At 39.1% G+C, this 26,204-nt stretch carries 18 protein-coding genes and 2 other annotated features; of the genes, 15 read left to right on the top strand and 3 right to left on the bottom strand.

Features of this window, described 5'->3' with window-relative positions; all coding sequences use genetic code 11:
• The first annotated feature begins 93 nt into the window (after positions 1-93).
• Positions 94-882: a 2-keto-4-pentenoate hydratase gene (locus tag AWM74_RS03610; protein WP_026465214.1), complete on the top strand. Its 789-nt coding sequence runs from the start codon at positions 94-96 to the stop codon at positions 880-882.
• Between the two features lie 171 nt (positions 883-1,053).
• On the opposite strand, the gene AWM74_RS03605 is transcribed toward AWM74_RS03610, so the two are convergent.
• Both AWM74_RS03605 and AWM74_RS03600 read right to left on the bottom strand, forming a co-directional pair.
• Positions 1,054-1,971: an MBL fold metallo-hydrolase gene (locus tag AWM74_RS03605; RefSeq protein WP_026465215.1), complete on the bottom strand. Its 918-nt coding sequence runs from the start codon at positions 1,969-1,971 to the stop codon at positions 1,054-1,056.
• 115 nt (positions 1,972-2,086) lie between these two features.
• The gene (locus AWM74_RS03600; RefSeq protein WP_026465216.1) at positions 2,087-3,274 is read right to left on the bottom strand and encodes an acetyl-CoA C-acetyltransferase; all 1,188 of its coding nucleotides are present in this window, start codon (positions 3,272-3,274) and stop codon (positions 2,087-2,089) included.
• An 884-nt stretch (positions 3,275-4,158) separates the two neighbouring features.
• Between AWM74_RS03600 and AWM74_RS03595 the strand changes: the two genes are divergently transcribed.
• Both AWM74_RS03595 and AWM74_RS03590 read left to right on the top strand, forming a co-directional pair.
• Positions 4,159-4,569 carry a cupin domain-containing protein gene (locus tag AWM74_RS03595; protein WP_026465217.1) on the top strand — a complete coding sequence of 137 codons (411 nt, stop codon included), beginning with the start codon at positions 4,159-4,161 and terminating at the stop codon, positions 4,567-4,569.
• 62 nt (positions 4,570-4,631) lie between these two features.
• Positions 4,632-5,444: an HpcH/HpaI aldolase family protein gene (locus AWM74_RS03590; protein ID WP_026465218.1), complete on the top strand. Its 813-nt coding sequence runs from the start codon at positions 4,632-4,634 to the stop codon at positions 5,442-5,444.
• A 74-nt stretch (positions 5,445-5,518) separates the two neighbouring features.
• Here the strand turns inward: AWM74_RS03590 and AWM74_RS03585 are convergent, their stop codons facing one another.
• Positions 5,519-7,477 carry an ABC-F family ATP-binding cassette domain-containing protein gene (locus AWM74_RS03585; protein WP_026465219.1) on the bottom strand — a complete coding sequence of 653 codons (1,959 nt, stop codon included), beginning with the start codon at positions 7,475-7,477 and terminating at the stop codon, positions 5,519-5,521.
• 198 nt (positions 7,478-7,675) lie between these two features.
• On the opposite strand from AWM74_RS03585, the gene AWM74_RS03580 reads away from it, so the two are divergent.
• The 12 genes from AWM74_RS03580 to AWM74_RS03520 all read left to right on the top strand — a co-directional run bounded on the left by AWM74_RS03580 (position 7,676) and on the right by AWM74_RS03520 (position 26,193).
• On the top strand, positions 7,676-8,299 hold the full coding sequence (locus AWM74_RS03580; protein WP_026465220.1) for a redox-sensing transcriptional repressor Rex: 624 nt from the start codon (positions 7,676-7,678) through the stop codon (positions 8,297-8,299).
• Between the two features lie 661 nt (positions 8,300-8,960).
• Positions 8,961-9,230: a co-chaperone GroES gene (locus AWM74_RS03570; protein ID WP_026465222.1), complete on the top strand. Its 270-nt coding sequence runs from the start codon at positions 8,961-8,963 to the stop codon at positions 9,228-9,230.
• A gap of 60 nt (positions 9,231-9,290) precedes the next feature.
• Entirely contained in the window at positions 9,291-10,913 is a 1,623-nt protein-coding gene (gene groL / locus AWM74_RS03565) for a chaperonin GroEL (RefSeq protein ID WP_026465223.1), read from the top strand.
• A gap of 250 nt (positions 10,914-11,163) precedes the next feature.
• On the top strand, positions 11,164-12,666 hold the full coding sequence (locus AWM74_RS03560; protein WP_026465224.1) for an amidase: 1,503 nt from the start codon (positions 11,164-11,166) through the stop codon (positions 12,664-12,666).
• 197 nt (positions 12,667-12,863) lie between these two features.
• Positions 12,864-14,240, top strand: coding sequence for an argininosuccinate lyase (gene argH, locus AWM74_RS03555; RefSeq protein WP_026465225.1), 1,377 nt, complete (start codon positions 12,864-12,866; stop codon positions 14,238-14,240).
• Between the two features lie 131 nt (positions 14,241-14,371).
• Positions 14,372-14,598, top strand: a binding site (T-box leader).
• Between the two features lie 192 nt (positions 14,599-14,790).
• Entirely contained in the window at positions 14,791-16,344 is a 1,554-nt protein-coding gene (locus AWM74_RS03550; RefSeq protein ID WP_236702848.1) for an ABC transporter substrate-binding protein/permease, read from the top strand.
• A 28-nt stretch (positions 16,345-16,372) separates the two neighbouring features.
• Positions 16,373-17,662 carry an argininosuccinate synthase gene (locus tag AWM74_RS03545; RefSeq protein WP_026465227.1) on the top strand — a complete coding sequence of 430 codons (1,290 nt, stop codon included), beginning with the start codon at positions 16,373-16,375 and terminating at the stop codon, positions 17,660-17,662.
• A gap of 592 nt (positions 17,663-18,254) precedes the next feature.
• A complete protein-coding gene (locus AWM74_RS03540; protein WP_026465228.1) occupies positions 18,255-18,803 on the top strand; it encodes an NADPH-dependent FMN reductase in 549 nt (182 codons plus the stop codon).
• 156 nt (positions 18,804-18,959) lie between these two features.
• Positions 18,960-19,173, top strand: a binding site (T-box leader).
• A gap of 81 nt (positions 19,174-19,254) precedes the next feature.
• Entirely contained in the window at positions 19,255-20,778 is a 1,524-nt protein-coding gene (locus AWM74_RS03535; RefSeq protein WP_236702847.1) for an ABC transporter substrate-binding protein/permease, read from the top strand.
• A gap of 533 nt (positions 20,779-21,311) precedes the next feature.
• Positions 21,312-22,847, top strand: a complete 1,536-nt coding sequence (locus AWM74_RS03530) for a cell division site-positioning protein MapZ family protein (RefSeq protein WP_026465230.1) — start codon at positions 21,312-21,314, stop codon at positions 22,845-22,847.
• A 170-nt stretch (positions 22,848-23,017) separates the two neighbouring features.
• Positions 23,018-24,412: a sugar transferase gene (locus AWM74_RS03525; RefSeq protein WP_197558388.1), complete on the top strand. Its 1,395-nt coding sequence runs from the start codon at positions 23,018-23,020 to the stop codon at positions 24,410-24,412.
• 287 nt (positions 24,413-24,699) lie between these two features.
• Positions 24,700-26,193, top strand: coding sequence for a nicotinate phosphoribosyltransferase (locus tag AWM74_RS03520; protein ID WP_026465231.1), 1,494 nt, complete (start codon positions 24,700-24,702; stop codon positions 26,191-26,193).
• Positions 26,194-26,204 lie beyond the last annotated feature (11 nt).

Genomic DNA, 26,204 nt, shown 5'->3' with positions numbered 1-26,204 from the left:
TATGAGAGTGTGGATTGCTTTATCTGTCAGTTTTGATACAATGGGGTTAATATTTATCATTATTTCTTAATGAATTAAAAGGAGCTGACAGGTATGGAAGAGTCGAAGATGCAGGAGATTGCGCAGTATTTGTATGATGCGGAGAAGAATAAGACGGCGATTGATAATGTGACGGAGGTGTTTAATGTTTCCTTCGATGAGCAGGAGGCCTACGATATTCAGGATTTGGTCGTGGCTTTGAAGAAAGAAACGGACGGGAAGACGGCAGCTTATAAGATTGGTTTGACGTCACCGGCTAAGATTAAACAGTTGAATATTGATCAGCCGGTTTATGCCCACATCTTTGAGTATATGATTTCTTATGACGGCGAGCCTTTGTCGATGGAACGGTTTATTCACCCGCGTATTGAGCCGGAAGTGACCATTGTCTTGAAGGAGGATATCTACCAAGAGAATGTGACTTTTGAAGAGGTCATGGATAAGATTGACTATGTCTATTCTTCTGTTGAAATAGTAGACTCTCGCTATCACGGTTTCCGCTTCTCCTTGGAAGATGTGGTTGCTGACAACACTTCTTGCCAGGGGGCTGTTTACTCAAATACCCACTTCAGCTTAGACCAAGTGGATATCTTGAATGAGAAGGCTGTCGTTTATATCAATGGTGAGAAGATTGATGAAGGGGTCGGGAAGGATGTAGCCAACCATCCAGCCAATGCGGTGGTCTTCCTAGCCAATGCCTTGTATAAGCGGGGTGTGAAATTAGAGGCCGGCGTGCCAATTATGACCGGTGGAATGACCAAGGCCAACAAGATTGAAATTGGCGATAAGGTCGAAGTGAAATTCGATACCATGGATGACATTACCTTTGAAGTAGTCGAATAAAGCAAAAGATAACCAGCTAGTGGGGTTCCTGAAACCTTTACTAGCTGGTTTTTTTGTGGTCTTTTCAAAAAAATAACAAGTTTCTTCTATATAATAGGTCATTTGATTGACACCTTATATAGAAGGAAACTTGTCGGTATTTCATATTCAATTAACGAAGAGACTTATTGCTTACTTCGCAACGGCTGCTTCAACTTGTTTTGGGACACGGTCTTGTTGGTCAGTGAATGGGATAAAGACATCGCGCGACGACTTCATAGCGTATTGGATGTTTTTCCCGTCTTCAGTATATTCAACCACGCGGTAGTATGGGTCATGGTAGAAGATAAAGCGGTAGTTGTTGGCTAGGGCTTCTGGCATCAAGTCTTGTTTGGCTGAAATCGAATCCATTGGGTAATCGTCTAGACCGCCGACCCAAAGTGGGTTTGTGTGGACGAAAGTAAGTAGGATATCCGCCATATGTAGCATGGTTTCGCCAGCTTGTTCAAGACGAATAATCGTATGACCTGGGCTGTGACCACCTGTAACTTCCATGGTAATCCCTTCAGCAATCGTAATGCTATCCGTAAAGGTTTCTACTTGCCCTTGGATTGCTTCCCAGTTTTCTTTCGGATAAGTATTTTTAGTCCGTGCATTCGGATGTTTTACCGCATCCCACTCGATATCAGAGATATAAATCGTGGCATTAGGGAAGGTTGATTGCCATTGATCATCTTCAAAGTAAGTCAAACCGCTAGCGTGGTCGTTATGCATATGAGTCATCATCACGACGTCAATATCTTCAGGTGTAATCCCCAGTGTTTCAAAGTCTTCTTGGATGCTACCTTCTTGTTGTAGCCCAACATTTCGTTTCCCTTTTTCATTGAATTTATCCAAGTTAAAGGAAGCATCAATGATGTAGTTTTTCCCTTGGTATTGGATGACAATCGGGTCACAAACCTCAGCTACTTGGTTTTTGTCATTATAAGGATAGTAGCGACCCCAAAGTGTTCTTGGTACTGGGCCGAAAATCGTGCCGCCATCTGTACCAATCATTGCGCCGTTCAACCAAGATAGTTTCATTTCGTGGAAAGTATATGTATCAATCATTATAAAAATCTCCTTTATATATGTGCTTTAGCTATTAGCTGGTTATCAGTTTTTAAATACGACTCATTTTTCAATTGTCAAAAGGGGTTTAGCCCTTAGCTGGTGTCACAGCCAATTAATAGTTACCTTCGATAATCATCGATATTCCTTGGCCACCCCCGATACACAAGGTAGCTAGACCATATTGAGATTGTCGTTTAATCATTTCATGAACCAGGGTGACTAAGATGCGAGCGCCGGATGCACCGATTGGGTGACCTAAGGCGATAGCCCCACCATTCACATTGACTTTCTCCATGTCTGCATCTAGGTCTTGTAATACACATAAGGCTTGAGCTGCAAAGGCTTCATTGGCTTCGATTAAGTCTATGTCTTTTATTGTTAATTGGGCTTTAGCTAGGGCCTTTTTGGTTGCTGGAATTGGACCAGTTCCCATGATTGATGGATCAACACCGGCACTTGCGAAAGCTTTAATCGTTGCCAGTGGTTTAGCACCGATAGCTTCAGCTTTTTCTTTTGACATCAAAACGATAGCTGCTGCACCGTCGTTAATACCTGAAGAGTTAGCTGCTGTAACCGTTCCACCGTCACGTTTGAATGCTGGTCTTAATTTGGCTAATGATTCTTGGGTAACACCAGCTCTTGGATATTCATCCGCTTCGATTTGGATATCGTCGCCGCGTCTTTGAGGCACAGCAACGGGTGTAATTTCATCTTTGAATTTATTGTCATTGATGGCGGCTTCCGCTTTTTGTTGGCTGGAAGCGGCTAGGGCATCTTGATCTTCTCTAGTGAATCCATATTTTTCAACAATGTTTTCTGCGGTAATGCCCATATGGTAGTTATTGAAGGCGTCGGTTAAACCGTCTTTAATCATGGTGTCGACCACTTTCTGGTCGCCCATTCGCATACCCCAACGTGCATCTTCAACAATGTAAGGCGCTTGGCTCATATTTTCGGTCCCGCCAGCAACCACGACGTCCGATTCGCCCACCATAATACTTTGAGCGGCAAGGGCGACAGCTTTCAAACCTGAACCGCAAACCTTATTGACAGCGAAAGCTGGTTTTTCTACAGGTATTCCGGCGGCAACTGCAACCTGACGGGCCACGTTTTGACCTAAACCTGCGCTTAAGACGTTACCGAAGATGACCTCATCTACTAGGGTTGGATCAATGTTGGCCTTAGCCATGGCACCTTGAACGGCTACCTTACCTAAGTCAACAGCGGAAATATTTTTAAATACGCCACCGAATGATCCGATGGGGGTTCTTTGTGCAGCTACGATTACGACATCTTGCATTTGAAAAACTCCTTTCGAGGGTTAAGTTGAGGTGAGACAAAAGTCGCTTAGAATATACGCGCTAGACCAAGAGTAGAACTATTACTGTAGGTAATTAGAGTATTTTGGGAAGCGTCGGATAATTCTGACTTTTGGAACCAGATATTGTGAGTCATATTAATCAAATTCACTTAAAAGCCGATCATCAGAAACAAAAAAGACTGCGAACCTTTTATGCGGCCCGCAGTCTTACTAGCTAAGAGCCCGCATTCACGAGAAATAGGACTCTTCCATATGTTGGAACAATCCTAGTTAGCTAATAATAATAATAAAGATGTATGTGTCTGGTGATCAGTAGAGGTCATTGACCAAGAGGTGTTGGTCATATTTGTAAAATCTGTATGCATTGCCATATTGGTCTCACTCCTTTGGTTTAAGTTAGTGCTATCTTATCATCATATTTTCATTTTAACAAGTCTTTCCCACATTTATTTTTAATTTAATGTCATTTTTGAAACATAAAAATTGGTTAATCTTATATGTATCAAGGGATTCGGTCAATTGTAATATTTTTGTAAATGAGACAATGATGAGATTTATGAGGGTGAGCTGAACCACTTTGTCAGCTGAAAACGAGTTGAAAACAAAAATTGTACATTTTGAAAGATGCTTATTTTGACAAAATATGCCCCTAAATTTGACCAAAAGATGTCAATTCCTTCATAAGAAGGCTAGAAAAAGTTGGTCACCCATTTTTTCAGAGATCCTTAGGACAATATCAAAAGGATTCGTTGGCAAATACTTTCTCTTGTTGCTTTTAATAAAATGAGATGGTAAGGTGACACCAATCGAAAAACTCATAAAGTTTTAATAAAAACAAAGTATCAATATTGGAGGAATGCATCATGGCACTAGAAAATGTAGATTTTGGAAACATCAATGAAATTCCCTACCGTCCATTACGCCCTGGAATCGATCAAGCCGTGTTCGCCATGTCAGGTGATGGCGTCAATGTAACAGTTAACCGAGTAGATAATGGCAACGACTTACGCCCACATACGCATGATGATCACCAACAAATCGCTTGGATCTTACAAGGTGAATGTGACTATTACGTTGACGGTGAGCCATTCCGCATGACAGCAGGCTCATGGGTAGTTGTGCCGAAGGGTGTTGAACATTACATTCATGTGTACGATTCGCCAGAAACAGTGGTGAACGTGGATATCTTCGCCCCAGCGCGTGAAGACTACAACGAAGCTTACAGCCAATTCTTGAAAGAACAAGGCTACCAAGGCTTTAACATAATTGACTAATTAGAAATAGAGACATTAGGACTGATTTGAATAGGACTAAAGACGGGAAAAGGATGATATAAATGGAAATGCGCAACCTTGTAAAAGAAAAAATTGCTGAAAAAGGCTATGCTATCGGTGCTTTTGTGGCATCAAGCTCTTCGTTAAATACGGAAATTTTAGGGGTCAATGGCTTCGACTTTGCTATGATTGACTTCGAACATGCTCAAACAAGCTTAGAAACAGCCTTAGACATGGTGCGTGCAGCCGAATTATACGGTACTGCCCCATATGCCCGTGTTTACAATCCTGAAGACGGTCCAATGATGGGTCGAATGTTGGATATCGGTTTGCATGGATTGATGATTCCAATGGTCAACACCAAAGCACAAGCGGAATTCGTGATTCAAAATACTAAAATGCCACCTATCGGTATCCGCGGTAAAGGGATTGGGCGTGGGCCACTTTGGGGTGCCTATGAAAACTATAACAAGGGTGAAGTAGACGAAAAATCCATGGTCATTGTGCAATGTGAGACCCCAGAAGCGGTTGAAAACGTTGAAGAAATCGTGAGTGTTGAAGGAATTGACTGTGTGTACATCGGTCGTCTTGACCTAGCGCATGCCATGGGTGTTGAAGACCCATCAACAAGTCCAGAACTTGAAGCCAATATCCAAAAAGTCCTTAAAGCATGTAAAGAAGCAGGTAAAATTCCAGGCATCTTTACAGCTAATGCACAAGATGCAATCAACCGAATTGAACAAGGATTCCAATTCGTCACGGTATTGAACGACTTGGCCTTCTTTCGTCAAGCAACCAAAACGAGAATTGATGACGTTCGAAAAGGGGTAGAAGGAGATGAATACCAAGTAGATGATGCGGTATTTTTAAAATAACAGCTATTTGGTATAGTTGATAAAAAAACAAGGTAAGCCATATTTTCATTAAAGGGCTTACCTTGTTTTTGCTTTTATAAGTTTTCTAATTTCGTTGCAGCTTCTTCCCAAGCGGTCATCACTTGGTCTAAGGCTTTTTCTGCTTCTTGAAGGGATTGATTTAATTCGTTTAATTTCTCAAAATCATCAAGAAATTCAGGTTTTGTCATATCCAATTGGATTTCTTCAATTTTGCCTTCTAAATCAGCCATTGCCTCTTCATGTTGGGTAATTTCACGCTGTAATTTTCGTTGTTCTCTTTGTTTCTCTTTAGATAGTTGAAAAGCCTGTTTCGTCTCGGAAGTGGGTTGAGTAGTTGTTTTTTCTACCTTTTCGTCGTTGTTTTCAGCTGCTAGTAAAGCAAGACGTTCTTCTTCTGACGCTTTTTTAGCCACATAATAATCATAGTCACCAAGATAAAGCGTGGAACCATCAGGATTAATTTCTAAAACAGAGGTAGCAATCCGGTTGATGAAGTACCTATCATGGCTGACAAATAATAGGGTACCATCATATTCGATCAAGGCATTCTCTAATACTTCTTTAGAATCAATATCCAAATGGTTGGTTGGTTCATCGAGAATCAGGAAATTATCATGTTCCAAAGCGAGTTTCGCCAATTCAAGTCGGGCTTTTTCCCCACCAGAAAGTGTTGCTACAGACTTGGTCACATCATTTCCAGTAAATAAGAAGGAGCCAAGAATAGTGCGAACATCTCGTTCCATCATGGATGGATGTTCGTCCCATAACTCGTGAAGTACATCTTTTTTTGAATTTAAATTACCTAATTCTTGGTCATAGTAACCAATTTGTAAGTGAGCGCCATATTCGATAGTGCCGCGTATAGCTGGAATTTGTTTAATAATTGTTTTGAGTAAGGTTGATTTACCTACACCATTTGGTCCAACAATTGCAATTGCTTCCTGCTTGCGTAGCTGGAATGAGATAGGTTCAGCCAAAACTTTATCTGGACTATACCCGACGGCTAAGTTATTGGTTTGTAAAACATCATTCCCAGAACTTTCAGCAACGGAGAACTGAATGCGTGCGGATTTTTCATCGTTTAATGGCTTTTCAATTTTGGTCATTTTCTCTAATTGCTTACGACGTGACTGTGCCATTTTTGTCGTTGAGGCGCGCACAATATTACGTGCTACATAGTCTTCTAATTTGGCGATCTCTTCTTGCTGCTTTTCGTAAGCTTTCATTTGCATGGTGAGACGCTGTGCCCGTTCTTTCAGGTAGAATGAATAATTCCCTTTATAATAATGGATACCTTGGTGCGCCATTTCATAAGTCTCATTGGTAACGGCATCTAAAAAATACCGGTCATGGGATACGATTAATAAGGCACCAGGATACTTTGGTAGATAGTTTTCAAGCCAAGTCAAAGTCTCGATATCTAGGTGGTTGGTTGGCTCATCTAGAATGAGTAAATCTTTTTTCTCGAGTAGGATTTTCGCTAAAGCAAGACGCGTTCGTTGACCTCCAGAAAGTGTTGAAATCTTACGGCTATAGTCTTCGTCAAAAAATTGGAAACCGTGTAATACCATGCGGATTTCAGATTCGTATCCGTACGCATTAAAGCGAATCAAGTCTTCTTGAAGTTTGTCATAGCGATTGAGCGCAACTTCATATGCCTCTGTATCTTGCATAAGTTCTTCATCTGCTAAGGCAAGCGCAGCGATTTCTGATTCCTTTATTAATTTGATTACAGGTTCAAATACGGAAACCATTTCTTCATAAATTGTTCGATCACCAGAGACGGCTGTGTGTTGGTCCATATAGGCGATGGTTGTTCCTTTAGTTAAGGAAACTTGACCGTTATCAGGTGCTTCAATATTGGCTAACATTTTTAATAGTGTCGACTTACCGGCACCATTACGGCCAACTAGTGCAATGCGGCTGTTGTGTTGGATAGTTATTTGTACGTTTTCAAATATAACTTCAACGCCATAGCGTCGAGCTAGATTTGAACCTTGTAATATGATCATAGTAGGCATGATCCTTTCATTTGATAGTCTTTATCATTTTACCACAAAAAAATTTGGGCATTTACTGGAAACGTTTTAGTAAATATTGCATTTTTTAACATAGTTCAAAATTAACAAAGTAATAACCCTTGTGTTAATTTCACAAACTTGTTATACTGTTTAAGAAATTATTTTCTAAAATAGGAAAGAGGACTGAACATGCGTAAAATACCCAAAGCAACAGCCAGAAGATTACCACTATACCATCGCTACCTGCGTGTATTCAAAAATATGGGGAAAACACGTGTTTCTTCAACAGAATTAAGTGAAGCAGTAAAAGTTGAAAGTGCAACGATTAGACGTGACTTTTCATACTTTGGTGCTTTAGGTAAACGTGGATACGGCTATGATATTGATGCTTTATTAGATTTCTTTGGTAAGACATTAAGCCAAGACCGTTTAACAACAGTAGCACTAGTTGGTGTTGGTAATCTTGGTAATGCTTTATTAAATTACAACTTCAAAAAATCAAACAATATTCGAATTGGTGCTGCCTTCGATATCAATCAGGATATCATTGGTACGGTCCACAATGGTGTACCTGTTTATGATATGAAGGATTTAACTGAACAATTAAAATTAATGGATATTGAAGTGGTTATTCTCTCAGTACCTGAGGCAGTTGCTCAAGATATGATACCATCGTTAGAACAAGCGGGTATCAAAGGTATTTTGAATTTTACGCCAGTGAGGTTAGATGTACCGGATAGCATTCGGGTGCAAGATGTAGACTTCACGAATGAACTACAAACCTTGATCTACTTCATCTCAACAAATTCATAATATAATGGCTACATTTATATAAGCAAGCGAATAGGCCGAGATGGTTAGTCTCGGCCTATTTTTTATATCTATAATTGCTGTGGAAGTTTGTTAAGTTTCACATATAGGGTCTAAAATGATATAAAATTATTTGCAATTTTTATCAAAATCTATCAAATTCAAACTTATTGTTTAGATTTAAATTGACGTAGCACATTGAGCGTCTTTAGTAAGTCAACAATTTCATATGCGGCAACTGCTAGGGCTAAATATACTGTCCAGTTCCATCCAGAGCCTTCCACACTGCCAATAGCGAAGGTTACGGCTAGAAAAATAAATACTAATTTGAATAGTAATAAAAATATTACTGGTCCTTTTAACATAAAAAAACTGACATTCCTCTCTTATATAACATATATAACATATTTTAACTTTTATCAAAATTTAACACATTCTTCAACTACTAAAAATAACTTAAATTCCGCATAAAATCAAGGTTTTCGACTTATAAGGAAAAATAGGTCAAAAAAAGTCAATCTTTCTCTTGCAATTCATATTTGATTGTTTTAAGATAAGAAATGTAGAGGTTAGCAGTCAAACATAGAGAGTGCTAATCTCTAAAATAACCAAGTAATTTAGCTTGGGTTTGACAGATATTTTATATAAATGGAGGGACATGTAAATGATTAAACCATTAAACGGACGCGCAGTTGTGAGAGTTGAAGAGGCTAAAGAGCAAACAGTTTCAGGTATCGTATTACCGTCAGCTGCTAAAGAGAAACAACAAGTAGGTGTTGTTGAAGCAGTTGCTGAGAATACGGAAGATTTCACATCACAATTGAAAGAAGGCGACCGCGTTCTATTTGAAAAATATGCAGGTTCAACATTTGAATATGAAGGTCAAGAATTATTAATTATTAAAGAAAGCGATATTATCGCAATTGTAGATTAGTCAATTTATCAATATTTACAGATTAATAACAATATGAAATTTTATGAGGTGAATGAATAAATGGCAAAAGATATTAAATTTTCAGAAGATGCACGTCAATCAATGGTTCGTGGGATTGATATATTAGCTGATACGGTGAAAGTAACTTTAGGACCAAAAGGTCGTAATGTTGTTTTAGACCAAAGTTATGGTTCACCGCTAATCACTAACGATGGTGTAACTATCGCTAAAGAAATTGAATTAGAAGATAAATTTGAAGATATGGGTGCAAAACTAGTTGCTGAAGTAGCTTCAAAAACAAATGATATTGCCGGTGACGGTACAACAACTGCCACTGTTCTAACTCAAGCAATTGTAACTGAAGGTATGAAAAACGTTACTGCTGGTGCTAACCCAGTAGGTGTTCGTCGCGGGATTGACAAAGCAATTCGCGTAGCTTCAGATCGTTTATCTGAAATTTCAGTTCCTGTAGATTCTAAAGGCGCAATCGCTAACGTTGCATCAATTTCATCAGGTGACAGCGAAGTTGGTGACTTAATTGCAGAAGCAATGGAAAAAGTTGGCCAAGATGGCGTCATCACCATTGAAGAATCTCAATCAATTGATACCTCTCTAGATGTTGTTGAGGGTATGCAATTTGACCGTGGTTACCTATCTCAATATATGGTAACTGACAATGACAAGATGGAAGCCGTTTTAGAAAATCCTTATATTTTATTAACAGACAAAAAGATTTCTAATATCCAAGACATCTTGCCAGTTCTAGAACAAGTTGTTCAAGAAGGTCGTGCATTATTATTAGTAGCTGATGATATTGATGGTGAAGCATTACCTACATTAGTCTTGAATAAAATCCGTGGTACTTTCAACGTCGTTGGGGTAAAAGCGCCAGCCTTTGGTGATCGTCGTAAAGCAATGTTAGAAGATTTATCTATCCTAACAGGTGGTCAAGTAATTACTGAAGATTTAGGACTTGAATTAAAAGATACGACAATTGATCAATTAGGTTCTGCTAACCGCGTTGTAATCACAAAAGATGAAACAACTATTGTTGAGGGTGCGGGCGATAAAGAGCAATTAGCACAACGAGTTGCCCAAATCCGTAGTCAAATTGAAGAAACAACTTCTGAATATGACCGTGAGAAATTATTAGAACGCTTAGCTAAATTAGCTGGTGGTGTTGCTGTTGTTAAAGTTGGTGCAGCTACTGAATCAGAATTAAAAGAACGTAAATTACGTATCGAAGATGCTTTAAACGCAACACGTGCGGCTGTTGACCAAGGTATTGTAGCGGGTGGTGGTACTGCCTTTATCAATGCTAAAAAAGCAGTTGCTGAATTAGCTGAAACATTAGCTGGTGATGAACAAACTGGTGCACAAATCGTCTTACGTGCTTTAGAAGCTCCAGTCCGTCAAATCGCTGAGAACGCTGGTTTAGAAGGTTCTGTAATTGTTGAGAAATTGAAAGAACAAGCAGAAGGTGTCGGATTTAATGCAGCAACTTCTGAATGGGTAAACATGATTGAAGAAGGTATCGTTGACCCAACTAAAGTATCTCGCTCAGCATTGCAAAACGCAGGTTCAGTAGCTGGATTAATCTTATCTACTGAAGCAGCTGTTGCAAGCCAACCGCAACCTGAACCACAAATGCCAGCAATGGATCCAAGTGCAGGTATGTATTAATAAAAAAAGTTAAGTAGGTCTTTTATAAAGAAGACAACCAAAAAAATCACTAGGGGATAAAGGTCAGTTATTGGCCAATCCCTTGATGATATTCTTTTATAGGAGGTGTGATATCAAGTTCACATCTCCTATTTTTTTATAAATTTTTAAATAAGGATAATCACTTTCTATCATAAAAGTGTTTTCACTATAATGGGACTATTAGTAGAAAAAGTAAGAGAATTTGAAGCTGATTGAAGGGAGATTTACCATGTTATTTACAGAAGATGCCGGTTACTATGCACAGCAAGTGAAGACGCGAAAGGTTAAAGTGTTGGATTTAGTGAACCAAACCCTAGCGAATATTGAAGCGTTGAATCCTAGATTGAATGCAGTTGTATATGTGCAAGCAAGCACTGCACGAGCCCAAGCGAAAGAATACGATGCTTATTTAGATCAATTAACGGAGGCGGAAGTGGACCGCTTGCCTGATTTCTTTGGTGTCCCAACTCTGCTGAAAGATTTGGGGCAATATCAAGCAGGGCATCTTATAGCAAGTGGATCCAATTTAACGAAAGATACGACTATGCAAGTAACCGAGTATTTTGTTGAAAATATCATTAAAGCTGGTTTTGTCATTATTGGTCGGACCAATGTACCGGAATTTGGTTTTAAGGGAATCAGTGATTCCAAAGCTTTCGGTCAAGTAAATAATCCAATTGATTTAAACCGCAATCCGGGTGGCTCTAGTGGTGGCGCGGCTGCTGCTTTAAAAGCGGGTATTGTGCCATTAGCCTTTGGATCAGATGGTGGTGGCTCTATTCGTATACCTGCTTCTTTTTCAGGTTTAATCGGGTTAAAACCATCTAGAGGGCGAGTAGCTGTTGGACCTGGATCATATCGCGGTTGGCAAGGGGCGTCTACCAATTTTGCTTTAACAAAAAGTGTAGATGATACCTGGACTTTATTACGTAATCTTCAAGTAGAGCAGTTAGAAGCACCATTCATTATGCCAACAATTAAAGAAACTAACTTAAAACCCTTAAATAGACCTTTAAAGATTGGCTACATGGACCAATTAAACCAAGATTGGCCATTAAATACGGATGCCAAAGAAGCCTTAAATCAGACGATACAAGCACTAAGAAAGCTAGGACATGAAGTTTTCCAAGTAACAGAACCTTTTGATAGAGCTGAAACCATGCGTAATTACTTTGTGATGAATAGTGTTGAAACAGCAGCTATGATGAAGGACATTGAACAAGCAAGCGGTCACCCAGTAACCTTTCCGGATGTTGAACCGTTAACCTGGGCCATTTACCGGGCGGGCTTAAAAGTACCTTCTTATCGCTATAGCCAGTTACTAACTGAATGGGACAAGTGGACGGCTCAGTCTGAAGCAATGTTTGAAGAAGAGGTTGACCTGTTATTAACGCCAACAACTAACGGTCCAGCACCTATCCATGGCCAGTTTGACCCAGATAAACTAAGTGAAATAATCGAAAAGGAGCAACACTTTGATGATTATGAAATGACCGACCAACAAGGCATTATCTGGGAACATTTTGAGAAAAGTATTGCGCATATGCCATATACCTCTTTGATAAATATGCTAGGTCAACCAGCTATTTCCTTACCCGTATATAAAAATAAAGATCATTTACCGGTGGGGGTACAATTTGTTGCGCAAAAAGGAAATGATTATTTACTATTACAATTAGCCAAACAATTTGAAGACCAACAATTATTAGATACAGCTATTGTCAATTTGTAAAAACCTATCAGCCATTTAAATGCTATTCACGTAGAGCTAGTTACTATTTATCTAGCTCTTTTTATTTTTGTTAGCTTGGCTACTTTTATTTTTTAAAATAAAAAACACTTGTTATTTTCTCATTATTTGTTAACATTCTCATTAACGAATACTAGAAAAGACAAAAATTTGTCGATATATCAAAGGAGTGTATTGCTATGGCCATCTGGTCTAATAAATTTCATGAGGAAATGTCACAAGACGCTTATCAATTCAATCAATCTATCCAAGTAGATTACCGCTTATTGGACGCTGACCTCCGTGGGTCGAAAGCCCATGCCGCAATGCTAGGTCACCAAGGTATTCTTGGCTTAGAAGAATCAGATAGCTTAGTGAAAGAGCTAGAGCAAATGCGTCAAGATTATGCAGCAGGCACTTTAGCCGTTGATTTTACAGCGGAAGATGTTCATTCTTTCATCGAGGCTGAGTTGACTAACCGTCTTGGCACAATTGGGAAGAAGGTCCATACTGGCCGGTCTCGTAATGACCAGGTAGCGACGGCTATGCGGATTTATGTGTTGGATGAATTGCAAGATTTTATCGAGAAAACCCAACTAGCGATTGAGGCTATTTTGACAAAAGCAGAGGGGCACTTGGACACGATTATGCCAGGCTACACTCACTTACAACGGGCGCAACCGATTACTTATGCGCATTATTTACTAGCTTACGCACAAATGTTTAGCCGGGATTTATCGCGGTTTGCAGACCTTTCTAACCGGGTAGCGGACGATATGCCACTGGGAGCGGGGGCCTTAGCAACGTCCACTTACCCAATTGACCCTTTCTATACAACTGACCAGGTAGAAGGTTTCACAGCGCCATACGTTAACTCAATCGATGCAGTATCCAACAACGATTATGCAATTGAATTCTTATCTGACTTGGCTATGATGTCCATGCATATGTCTCGTTATGCAGAAGAAACGATTATGTGGTCTAGCCAAGAATTCCGTTTCATCAGCCTGAAAGATTCCTTCTCAACTGGTTCATCGATCATGCCACAGAAGAAGAATGCGGATATCCATGAATTAATGCGTGGGAAAACGGGCCGGGTTTACGGAAATCTGATGAGTGTTTTGACCATTATGAAAGGCCTGCCGCTTGCTTACAATAAAGACTTGCAAGAAATTAAGGAACAGCTTTTCGACGGGATTGACCATGTAAAAGCAATGTTAACGCTGTTACCAGGTATGCTAGAAGCAACAATTGTCAATAAAGATGTGATGTACGCAGCATGTGGTACTGGATTTTTAAATGCTACGGATTGTGCGGACTACTTAACGAATAAGGGAATGGCCTTTAGAGACGCCTACCAAGTATCCGGAGATTTAGTGGGTTACTGCACGGAAAACCACAAGAGCTTGGAAGAATTGACCTTAGCTGAATACCAAGAATTCTCTGATTTATTTGATGCCGATATTTACGACGCCATCGATTTGAAGAATTGTGTTTACCGCCGGAATGTTGCTGGGGGGCCAGCGCCGGAAGCTGTGACTGCAGCAATCGCAAGGGTTCGAGCCAATATTTCCTAGTTTAAAAATTTTGTAAAAAGAATTTTACTTTTCCGGTTGACTTTCTAGAGTTTACAGATTAGAATGATTAAAAGAAAATGATAAAAACTTAAAAAACAATGATAGATGTCATTTTTTTATGAGAATTGAATATTAAATCATAGAGGCAAAGAGTAACAAGGGTACTGTCTAAAGCGAGTAGACGATTGGTGGAAGGTCTATGTCAGGAGAATTGTGAACCGCATTGCTGAGATAATTGAGTGAAGTAAGCTAATTAGATAATAAAAGTAGCTCAATTCGTTAGGCGCGTTAAGTCATCAAGCGTTGATGTATTTTTGTCAACAGTAGAGTGGTACCGTGGATATTAACCGCCTCTTCATTTGAAGGGGCGGATTTTTTTATTTTCCGGGCCGACAAATGGAAGCTTGTTTTTAAAGATTGGATGAAAGTCTAGTTTTGACAAGGGGAAACTCACCGACAAAAATCGCGACAGTAGAGTGGTACCGTGGATGTTCGTCCGCCTCTTCTTTTTAGGAGAGGTGGGCTTTTTTTATAGGAAAAATCTAGGAGGATGAAGAAAATGTTTAGTCAGGTGAAGAAGAAAAATCAAATGGGATGGCAGTTGAAGGGTTTTAATTTGATGGTTATCTTGGCCATCTTGGTCAGTCTAGTTGTACCAGCCAAAAGTGTTTCGGCATCTTCCTGGACAGGCCCGGAGACAGCAGCTGAGGTTGAAGGTGAAGATACCTTATTAACAGAGATTCAAGAACGTGGCGTTCTTAGAATGGGGACGGCGTCTGGATATTCACCATACGAGTTTACAGTTTTACAAGACGGGAAAAATGTTGTAGTAGGGATTGACGTTTTCTTAGGCCAACATATTGCAGACCAATTAGGTGTTGAACTTGAAGTCGTGGATATGGAGTTTGGTTCCCTAATCGCTTCACTGGAAACAGGCGGTATCGATATGATTATTGCTGGTATGGGGGCAACTGAAGAGCGTGACCAATCCATTGACTTCTCAAATGCCTATGAATTATCTGGTCAATCAATCGTTATTCGTGAAGGCGAAGAAGATGAAATTGTAGATTATACCTCATTTGAAAATGGGGAGCATACCATTTCAGTTTCAGAAGCAACATTACAAGAAGGTTATGTAAGAGACCACTTTGAAAACCCCGATTTATTGATCATGCGTAAATCTGCAGATGCTATTGCAGCTTTAATTTCAGGTCAGGCTGACGGTGTATTGTTAGATGACGCGGTTGCCGGTGCCAATGCAGCAGAGAATGAAGGTTTAGTTGTTATTGATTCAAAACTAGATGGCTTAGTTGAAGATCAAGGAAAATCAATCGGGATTCCAGAAAACCAACCATCCTTCCAGAGTGCGATCAACGGTATTTTAGAGGATGTGAATGAACAAGGATTAATTGAAACTTGGACAGAAGCTTCATTTGATATTATTGCTGGTGAAAATGCGGGGACAGGTTGGACAATCTACTGGCCTTACTTCTGGAATGGGATTAAAACAACTTTAATTATCGCAGCTGTATCCATTTTCTTCGGGATGATTTTAGGGATATTCTTAGCCCTTATGCGCTTGACGGATAACCCAATCTTAAAATTCTTGGCGGCAGCCTATATCGAGTTTGTGCGTGGTACACCATTAATGATCCAAGTCTTGTTCATGTTCCTTGGTGTAGGGTCAATATTTGGCTGGTCGACAATGACTGCAGGTTTAGTGTCTGTGTCTATGAACTCAGGTGCTTACATTGCGGAGATTATCCGTGGTGGTATTCAATCCGTAGATAAGGGGCAAGCTGAAGCCGCACGTTCGCTTGGACTTGGTTACTGGCAAACGATGCGGAAAGTTATTTTCCCGCAATCTTTAAGATCTATCTGGCCATCACTGGGGAATGAATTCATTACCTTGATTAAGGAATCATCTATTGTATCCACGATTGGGGTAGCAGAATTAACCTTCCAAACACGGGCGGTAACAAGTATTACCTACCAAGCAGTTGTACCATTATTTATCTCTATGATCATTTACTTCATCATGACTTATGCTTTATCACAAGTCTTGAATGTATATGAAAGAAAAATGAATCAAAAATACGCATAAAATTTTTAAAAATTAGGAGGAATTATTCATGGCAAAAACAAATAAAGAAATTAAAAAGGTTTTATTAGCATACTCAGGTGGTTTAGATACTTCAGTGATCATTCCTTGGTTAAAAGAAAACTATAATGACTGTGAAGTTATTGGGATGACAGGGAACGTTGGACAAGAAGAGGACTTTGAATTCTTAAAAGAAAAAGCGGTAGCCTGCGGGGCGACAAAATTATATGTTGAAGACTTGCGTGAGGAATTCATTACGGATTACATTTTCCCAGCGATCCAAGCAGGCGCTAAATACGAGTCGACTTATTTATTAGGGACGGCCTACGCGCGTCCATTAATCGCTAAACGTATGGTTGAAATTGCACATTTAGAAGGCTGTGACGCTATTGTTCACGGTTGTACTGGGAAAGGAAATGACCAAGTGCGTTTCGAATTAGGTATTCGTGAGTTCGACCCAACAATGACAATTATTGCGCCTTGGCGTGAATGGGATATTGTTTCTCGTGAACAAGCCTTTGACTATGCTGAAGCGCATAACGTGCCACTACCAATTACACGGGAAACCAACTACTCTAAAGACGAAAACTTATTCCACTTGTCACATGAAGGGTTAGACTTAGAAGACCCAACCAACAAACCAAACTACGAAGAAATCTTGGAATTAGGGGTATCACCACAATCAGCACCTGACCAAGAAGTTGAAGTTACGGTGACCTTTGAATCAGGCATACCGATTGCTGTAAACGGTGAAAAATTAGCGCCAATCGCTCTACTAGAAAAATTAAATGAAATTGGTGGCGCCAATGGTATCGGAATCTTAGATGTCGTTGAAAACCGTCTAGTAGGGATGAAATCACGTGGGGTATATGAAACACCAGGTGGCACTATTCTTTACCACGCTCATGAAAAATTAGAGCAAATCGCTTTAGACCGTGACACACAACACTACAAACAAAGCGTGGCTTTGAAGTACGCAGACCTAGTTTACAACGGTTTATGGTTCAGTCCATTACGTAAAGCGTTACAAGTCTTTGTAGATGAAACACAAAAAACTGTGACCGGTTCAGTGACAATGGTTCTATATAAAGGGAACATTATCGACGCTGGTATGACAAGTCCTTACTCATTATATTCAGATGAATTAGCAACCTTTGGTGAAGATGACATCTACAACCAAAACGATGCAGAAGGCTTCATCAAACTATTTGGTCTACCACAATCAGCACGTAAAATGGCTGAACAAATCTGGGCCAAAGGTGAAACAACCGAACCAGGTGCCTTTTCGGATGTTGCAAGAAATAATGAGTGGTTAAGATAACTAAGTGCGAGACAAGCCGTTAAGACTTGCACCGCGTTGGATCAAAAGCCGAACAATTACTGGAAGTAATTGGAGCATTTTGTGAAATGTCGGCCAAGTCTGACTTGGCGAGCCAGATATCAACTAAGTGCGACAAAATTCGCAGCTTAAAATTTATATATTCTTCCGAGTTAAGGGGCTGCACTTTTGGTGCAGTTCTTTTTCCTTTATGTAGATAAAAAATTAGAATTCTGAGAAAGGGTAGATTGAACAGGGTTTTGCTGTGGGATTCGTGATCACAATCTGACCATTTTTTGAGGATCAATCTAGTGTATTTTTGCGCAAAATGAGTGAATAATTAATTAAGATAAAGGTTATAAAATACAAAGGATGTACTTATTGAGGGATTAGTCTGTTTTTTCATAACTTACATTTTGTAAGTGTTAACCTTGATATAGTGGGCATCTTCGTAGTAAAAGGTTGACAATCCTTCATTTTACAATAAAAAAAGTTGTTATACGAAGCACTAACTTTTGATATTTCGAATTCGAGGTGTTATGATATATCTTGTAAGATAAAAAAATTAAGAACATTTGAAAAGGAGATTTTTAATATGACAAAATATGGTGTAGTAGTAGGTTCTATTCGTCAAAACTCTTTATCTGAAGGTGTAGCGAAAGCAATCGTTGCAGGTTTACCTGAAGGTTCAGAAGTTAACTTCCTAGAAATCGCAAACTTACCTTTATATAACCAAGACTTAGACGCAAATTCTCCAGCAGAATATGAAGAATTCCGTGCACAAGTTGCTGCTCAAGATGCAATCATCTTTGTAACACCAGAACACAACCGTAACATCCCAGCTGCATTGAAAAATGCTTTAGACGTAGCTTCTCGACCTTGGGGTCAAAACGTATGGGCTGGTAAACCTGCTTTAGTAGCTTCTCAATCTATCTCTGGTATTGCTGGTACTTTAGCTCATCACTCATTACGTCAGTCATTAGTATTCTTAGACTTACACACTATGGCTCAACCAGAACTTTACATCAACACATCTGAAACTTCTGACATGGAGACTGGTGAAGTAACTAACGAAGACTCTAAACAATTCTTAGCAAACGCTGGTGCGCAATTTGCAGAATACGCCGCTAAATTCGTTGGCTAATTTATTTAAATAGATAAATGAAAGGGGATCTGGCATATATGTCAGATTCTTTTTTATGTTACTTTATGATGATATTTTCTTCTAAGAGTGATTGACAAATACATGGTCATGTCAATATAATGTAGTGGACGTGGTATAACCACATACTATTTTAATAAAAATTCAATGAAACAAAGAGTAAATTATCGACTGGTGTAGCGAGAGGTGTTGGTGTGAGGCCTTACAGAATAGATAATTGAACCGCATTGTTGAGAAAAGTGACTGAACGATAGATAGTAGGTCATTTCGCTAATGACGTTACCATTTCAAGTAAGGGGCAGTGAAAGCTACCCCTAAAATTAGAGTGGTACCGTGGATCTCCGCCTCTGTTATAGAGGTGGGGATTTTTTTATTGCCAAAAATAGTAAAGTTGTATGGAAATATATTAAGAAAAATATCTTAGAGGAGGAAAATGATGAAATATATGAAACAAATTATCTTGGTTTGTATGACACTTGTCCTAGCCATTGTTGGGTTGAGTCAAAGTCCCGTTTTGGCAACTGAAGAGGGTCAATCAGCGGCATCTACCATCGATGCCAGTGAAGCAACAGCACCAGGGGAAGATACTTTATACCAGGATATTCAAGAACGTGGTGTGTTACGGGTTGGGACTAACTCAACGTATGCACCGTTTGAATTCTCTATTTTAAAAGATGGCAAAAATCAAGTTGTTGGACTAGATATCTTCTTAGCACAAAAAATCGCAGATGACTTAGGTGTAGACCTTCAAGTTGTAGATATGGAGTTCTCAAACCTATTAACATCACTGGATACAGGACAAATCGATATTGTATTAGCGGGAATGACTTCTACCGAAGAACGGGCTAAATCAGTAGATTTCTCTGAGATCTACCAAGTTTCTGGTCAATCATTTGTAATTCAAGAAAGTAAAGTGAGTGAAATTACAGATGATAGCTACTTTTCAAATGGTGGAAAAATCTCTATTGGAGAAGGGACCACACAACAGTTATTAGTTGGAGAATATTACCCTAATTCAGAAGTACAAGTAATGCGTACGACAACTGATTCCATTTCAGCTTTAGATTCGGGGTTAGTTGACGGGGTATTATTAGATGAGGACGTAGCCGGAGCGTATGCGGCGGAAAATCCTAATTTAACAGTTATTGAAGCGAATTTACCAATCCAAGATCCTGGTAAGGCAGCAGCAATGCCAAAAGACCAACCTACCTTACAAGCAGCAGTTAACGAATCCATTTCAGATGCTCAGGAACAAGGTTTAATTGACCAATGGTTGGAGGAATCTTACCAAATTATTGAAGACAATCGTCAATCAACTTGGGCAGCTTATGCGCCTTATTTCGTGAATGGTTTGAAAACTACTTTAGTCATTTCAGCGACAGCTATTTTCTTTGGTTTAATTATTGGTGCAGCGCTAGCGTTAATGCGTTTATCGGAAAATAAATTAGTTGATTTAATTGCTCAAGCTTACATCGAAGTAGTTCGTGGGACACCACTAATGATTCAAGTATTATTTGTTTACCTCGGTTTTGCAGGTATGTTTGGGTGGTCAACCATGACATCAGGTTTGGTTGCAGTATCTCTAAACTCAGGTGCTTACATTGCAGAAATTATCCGTGGAGGTATCAGTTCTGTAGATAAAGGGCAGGCTGAAGCCGCGCGTTCACTTGGTTTAGGATACTGGACGACGATGCGGAAAGTTATTTTTCCACAATCATTAAGATCTATCTGGCCATCACTTGGGAATGAATTTGTATCCTTAATCAAGGAATCATCAATCGTATCTACAATCGGGGTAGCGGAATTGACTTTCCAGACACGTAATGTATCAACGATTACCTTCAACGGTATCATCCCATTAATCATCTCAATGGCTATCTACTTCATCCTAACCTTTACACTAACGAAATTGTTAAATGTGTATGAACGCAAGATGAATGAGAAATATGCGCAATAATTATACGAACTGGCGTCGCAACAATTAGTTGCGACGCTTTTTTAATTCTGATTGGTATTATTTCAGCTTTATAGCAATCTCAGTTATCATTAAGTTACATATAAAGCTTCTAATCGGCAAAAGATAATATACGGTAAAATGTAGAGAAATTGTTGAACTTAATATACTTATTTACGTAGACTCTCACACCCTGTTTAGTCGGGTTCGATTCTCACACCCTGTTTAGTCGGGTTCGCTTTGGCAGTCCGGTCTCCACTTCAGGAATATTTGCAGCAAGTAAAATTGCTACGGCATATTCCCTCCAGTTTATGAGCGAGTCGGTGCTTTAGCACTAACTCGCTTAAATGCGTTAGAAGCCACCTGCCTGAGCGCCAAAGCTCACACCCTATGTTTACGCTGTTACAAATTGATTACACATGTATGACTAATATAAAAATTATATGATAAAGTGCAACAGTTGGCTTTTTTTGTGCAATTGCATGATAATCTTAAGGCTAAGAAACTGAGAAATAGAGAAAAGGGAGGGAGAAAAAGTGCGCAAGCGTTTTTTTAAAGATAATCGACAAATTGCCTATGTTCTATCAGGTGTAGTGATATGCCTGACAGCCTTTTTCATCATTCGTGCGTTTATAAATACGAATCGCACGTCTGCAGAAGAAAAAACAGAAGCAGTGGCATCAGCAGTAAATGCACTTTATTTTGATAACTCCTATACCTTTCTAAAAGCAGACATTCAACAAGACGAGATTACTGAATTAACTAAAGAAGTAGATAGTTTAAGAGACAGTGCTGATAAAGATATCATCGTTGACCGAATTAATTCTGTACAACAACGGTTTGATTTACAAAGTCAGTTAAATGATTTATTTGATAAAGATAAACTTGGTAATAACGAATTAGTCATCAATGGGGCGACGATTATAGAATACGTTCTTGTAGATGATGAGGTAACCGTTGATAAACTGGATTTACTTCGTGATAACTATGCTAGTCAACTAAACCTTGAAGATGATGGGTTCTATAGCACAGCCGTAACGTTGATTGACGAAGCCGAATATCAAGTTGATATAATTGAAGAATATAAAAGTGATTTACTAGCGATTGAAGAAGATAGTGCGCTTACTTACATTAGTTTGGTGGACAAACTTACAAAGATCACTGAACGGGTCAATGAAATTGAAAATCCTTATCTACAAGATAAATTATTAGAGATGATTGCTACAAGTGATGAGGAAGCGACACAAAATATCTTTAACCGCTTGATAGAAGAAGCTGAAGCAACCAACAAATCAGATGAAGCATTAGCTCAAATTCGTAAGGAAGGGCAAGCTGCCATTAAAGACTCAAAAAGTCGCATTGCTGATTTAGAAGCTAAACGAGAAGAAATTTTGGCCTCAAATGGCGCATCAGCTACCATAACACTGCGTCAAACTGCAGACCAGCCATCATTTGGTGTGAATACTAATGTAACTTCTGGTGTATTAGCATCCAAACAATCTGAACAAAGTACTTCACAGTCATCAAGCCGGGGCAATTCATCAAGTCGTGGTAGTGTATCTAGCTCATCGAGGGTTGTTGCATCAAGTTCAGATACTAGCTCATCGATCTCATCAAGCGATGCTGAATCAACTCCTTCTAGTGATTCGTCAACTGATGACAGTTCGAGTGAAGAAATCTCTTCTTCAGCAAGTTCATCATCGAGTGATGTAGCAAGTGCATCTAGTTCAAGTTCTAGTGTTGCAAGCTCAAGTGATTCAAGTAGCGCATCAACTAGTAGTTCAAGTGATAGTGCATCAACTTCCACATCAAGCGATTCTTCATCATCGAGTGCATCTGAATCATCACGTGATGACTCAGATATTGAAGATGGTACTGCAAGTGACTCAAGTCAGATGGATGAATCATCATCTTCCTCAAGCAATGGTTCAGTTATAGAGGATAGTGCGACATCATCTAGCTCACAAGAGCAATCAGCGGTTGAATCAGATACAACAGAACGACCTCGGTCATCTGTTGCAAGTGATTCAGCTACTGAATCTAGTCCAATTCCATACGGATCACCAGAGTAATCAAAATGGTTTCAAGCAGTTAGGGTAAAAGCTAGCTGCTTTTTTTATTTTCTACTATAATTTAAAGGATTTTTAACTAGAATAGGATTAAATTGCAGTTGGGTTATGGTAGAATATTAGGGATTATAGGTGCTTACTTATAGTATATATATAATGAAATGGGTGAAAAAATGCAAAAAAACGGAGAATGGACGAACTGGTACCGCGTGGTTATCGCGGCGACAGAAGCGTTAATCTTGTTCCTTTCTTATCTTGTTTCATTCTTTTTGCGGTATGGTCGATATGTACCTTTGAAAAACTATGAAGCTTTCCAAGGGGCAATTGGTTGGATATTAATTATCTTTGTATTTATCAATATTTTATTTGGGGTTTATATCCTTTATGATAAAACCAAAGGCGACCTCTTCTTCATTACCATCATCAGTCAAGGAATATTAGCAGTTGTTGCTATGGTTTTAAGTTTTGCTGGTAGATGGCTAGCCTTTCCGCGTTCAGTCGTCTTGATTGATTTTGCGATTAGTGTAATCATGCTTTATGTTTTTAGAGCCTTAGTTTTCGATATTTATCGACGCTATGCATCTACAAAACGTGTAATGATTGTTGGATCTGAAGAAGCTGTTTTTCCAGCAATATATAATTTCAAAAACTCAAAAAGTACTCGTCATATCGTGACACACGTGGTGTTAGAAGATTACTACCGCAATGTGAAGAGTCGTTTAGATGAGTATGATATTGTATATCTTGCATCGCAAATTGATGAAAGTGAAAAACTAAAAATCTATGACTTATTGATGCGTGCCAATAAAAAACTATTCTTAAATTCTAAATTTGAAAACCTAGTAATGGTAAATCCAAATATTATGAATTTTGAAGATGAATCTATTATTGAAACCTCAGACTTCGCAATTCCAGCGGACCAAGCGTTGATCAAACGGGGATTAGATATTATGATGGCATTAATTGGTTTAATCTTAGCATCACCAATTATGTTAATTACAGCAATTATTATTAAATTAACTTCTAAAGGTCCAGTATTCTACCGCCAAGTGCGTATTACTAAAGGTGGCGAAGAGTTTGATATCTTGAAATTCCGTTCTATGACAACGGATGCCGAAGTAAAATCTGGTCCAATGATTGCAACGAAAAATGACGCACGTGTCACAACAGTTGGTAAATATATTCGTGCCTTGCGTATCGATGAATTGCCACAGTTGTTGAATGTGTTACGCGGAGATATGTCCATGATTGGACCACGTCCAGAGCGACCATTCTTCGTTAACCAATTCCAAGAAGAAAACCCACATTACTACTTACGTCATAACGTACAAGCAGGTATCACGGGTTACGCACAAGTCTACGGTAAATATGCCACAGACTTTAACTCTAAATTGAACTTTGACCTAATTTATATCAAACAGTATTCAATGTTCTTAGACTTCAAGATTTTATTACAAACCATTAAAATCCTCTTCGACAAAGTATCCTCATCAGGAATTGACGAAGACGAAAAACCAACAGTAACAAGAGAAGAAGCAGAAGAAATGAATATTGATGTAATAGGATGAGAGTGAGACCGTTAAGCTCAACAACTCGCTCATAATCTGAAGCGGATACCTGTCTGCCCTGGCGAGCTCAACTAAAGAGTGAAACCTCTGATTTCTATATTGGTCAACTCTTGATTCAATTTTTATAAACGAAAAGTCAATTAAGCGTTAGCGACAGTCACATGTACTGGTAGCTAACGCTTTTTTGCTTACTTAAACAAGGATATAAGCGTCTAGAGGTGACAACTAGCTGAGTAATAGTGGTATAATAAGGAAGTCAAATTGCAATTCTTGGAGGGAATAAGAAAATGAAGACAACGACCAACGATAGCCTGGCACTTCATACAGATTTATATGAAATCAACATGATGAAGACTTATTGGGATGCTGGGAAAGCTGACCAACAAGCGGTTTTTGAAGTATACTTCCGTAAAAATCCGTTTGAAAGTGGCTATGCCATTTTCGCAGGCCTAGAACGTGTCATTCAATATGTACAAAATTTACAATTTACCGATGATGATATCGCATACTTACGGGAAACACAAAATTATCCGGAAGATTTTTTAGACTACTTGAAAAACTACCATTTCGATGCCACAATTCGTTCAATGGAAGAAGGGGAAATTGCCTTTTCAAATGAACCGTTGATGCAAATTAAAGGGTCATTAGCTGATTGTACTTTAATCGAAACAGCAGTATTAAATATTATCAACTATCAAACTTTAATTGCGACAAAAGCATCACGTATCCGGAATGTTGCTGGTGATGACGCATTAGCTGAATTCGGTTCAAGGCGTGCCCAAGAAATGGATGCGGCTATTTGGGGAGCTCGCGCGGCTTATATTGGTGGATTCGACTCTACCTCAAATGTACGCGCAGGTAAATTATTCAGTATTCCAATTTCAGGAACCCATGCGCATGCTATGGTACAAGCTTATCAAAGTGATTATGAAGCTTTTAAAGCGTATGCAAATGCCCATGAAAAATGTACATTCTTAGTAGATACTTATGATACCCTTCGTTCAGGAGTACCAAATGCGATCAAAGTAGCCAATGAGATGGAAGATAAATCTCGTTTTGTGGGCGTTCGTATCGACTCTGGCGATATTTCCTACTTATCATCAAGTATCCGCAAGATGTTGGATGAAGCGGGCTATCCTGATGCGATCATTTCTGCCTCAAACGATTTAGATGAGAAAACCATTCTAAACTTGAAGATGCAAGGCGCTAAAATTGACGCTTGGGGCGTTGGTACTCAGCTGATTACTGCCTTTGACCAGCCAGCGTTGGGCGCTGTTTACAAATTATGTGCTATCGAAGATGAAAATGGTGATATGGTTCCTACAATGAAAATTTCATCATCACCAGAGAAAATTACGACACCAGGTGAGAAACAAATTTGGCGTATTACCCGCAAGAAAGATGGTAAATCTGAAGGGGACTATATTACAACCATGAATGAAGATCCTAATGACGCTGAGTCTATCTTCATGTTCCATCCAACTTATACTTACATTAACAAGACAGTTCGCCGTTTCAACGCGCGTCCATTATTAAGTACCATCATTGATAAGGGTGAGTTAGTTTACGATATCCCAACACTAGAAACAGTTCGTAATTTCTCACGTGAGCACTTGGATGCCTTATGGTCAGAATACCGTCGTATGTTGAATCCAGAGCCATACCCAGTTGATTTATCACAAGAATTATATGATTTAAAAATGAATTCAATCGCTGAAATTCGTGAACGCATCAATGAAGAATTTAAAGAATTCGATTTAAACGGTGACAACGAAGACTAAGTTGATGAATA

It is taken from the genome of Aerococcus urinaeequi (genome assembly GCF_001543205.1).
In the GTDB taxonomy this organism is placed as follows: Bacteria; Bacillota; Bacilli; order Lactobacillales; family Aerococcaceae; genus Aerococcus; species Aerococcus urinaeequi.
This window is presented reverse-complemented; position numbering and strand designations above follow the sequence as displayed.

Excerpts from the sequence above, each read along its gene's own strand:
- AWM74_RS03600 (WP_026465216.1), bottom strand. The coding sequence starts at position 3,274 with ATGCAAGATGTCGTAATCGTAGCTGCACAAAGAACCCCCATCGGATCA.
- AWM74_RS03605 (WP_026465215.1), bottom strand. The coding sequence starts at position 1,971 with ATGATTGATACATATACTTTCCACGAAATGAAACTATCTTGGTTGAAC.
- AWM74_RS03525 (WP_197558388.1), top strand. The coding sequence starts at position 23,018 with ATGCAAAAAAACGGAGAATGGACGAACTGGTACCGCGTGGTTATCGCG.
- AWM74_RS03545 (WP_026465227.1), top strand. The coding sequence starts at position 16,373 with ATGGCAAAAACAAATAAAGAAATTAAAAAGGTTTTATTAGCATACTCA.
- AWM74_RS03560 (WP_026465224.1), top strand. The coding sequence starts at position 11,164 with ATGTTATTTACAGAAGATGCCGGTTACTATGCACAGCAAGTGAAGACG.
- AWM74_RS03570 (WP_026465222.1), top strand. The coding sequence starts at position 8,961 with ATGATTAAACCATTAAACGGACGCGCAGTTGTGAGAGTTGAAGAGGCT.
- argH (WP_026465225.1), top strand. The coding sequence starts at position 12,864 with ATGGCCATCTGGTCTAATAAATTTCATGAGGAAATGTCACAAGACGCT.
- AWM74_RS03610 (WP_026465214.1), top strand. The coding sequence starts at position 94 with ATGGAAGAGTCGAAGATGCAGGAGATTGCGCAGTATTTGTATGATGCG.
- AWM74_RS03595 (WP_026465217.1), top strand. The coding sequence starts at position 4,159 with ATGGCACTAGAAAATGTAGATTTTGGAAACATCAATGAAATTCCCTAC.
- AWM74_RS03585 (WP_026465219.1), bottom strand. The coding sequence starts at position 7,477 with ATGATCATATTACAAGGTTCAAATCTAGCTCGACGCTATGGCGTTGAA.
- AWM74_RS03590 (WP_026465218.1), top strand. The coding sequence starts at position 4,632 with ATGGAAATGCGCAACCTTGTAAAAGAAAAAATTGCTGAAAAAGGCTAT.
- AWM74_RS03535 (WP_236702847.1), top strand. The coding sequence starts at position 19,255 with ATGATGAAATATATGAAACAAATTATCTTGGTTTGTATGACACTTGTC.
- groL (WP_026465223.1), top strand. The coding sequence starts at position 9,291 with ATGGCAAAAGATATTAAATTTTCAGAAGATGCACGTCAATCAATGGTT.
- AWM74_RS03540 (WP_026465228.1), top strand. The coding sequence starts at position 18,255 with ATGACAAAATATGGTGTAGTAGTAGGTTCTATTCGTCAAAACTCTTTA.
- AWM74_RS03580 (WP_026465220.1), top strand. The coding sequence starts at position 7,676 with ATGCGTAAAATACCCAAAGCAACAGCCAGAAGATTACCACTATACCAT.
- AWM74_RS03550 (WP_236702848.1), top strand. The coding sequence starts at position 14,791 with ATGAAGAAAATGTTTAGTCAGGTGAAGAAGAAAAATCAAATGGGATGG.
- AWM74_RS03520 (WP_026465231.1), top strand. The coding sequence starts at position 24,700 with ATGAAGACAACGACCAACGATAGCCTGGCACTTCATACAGATTTATAT.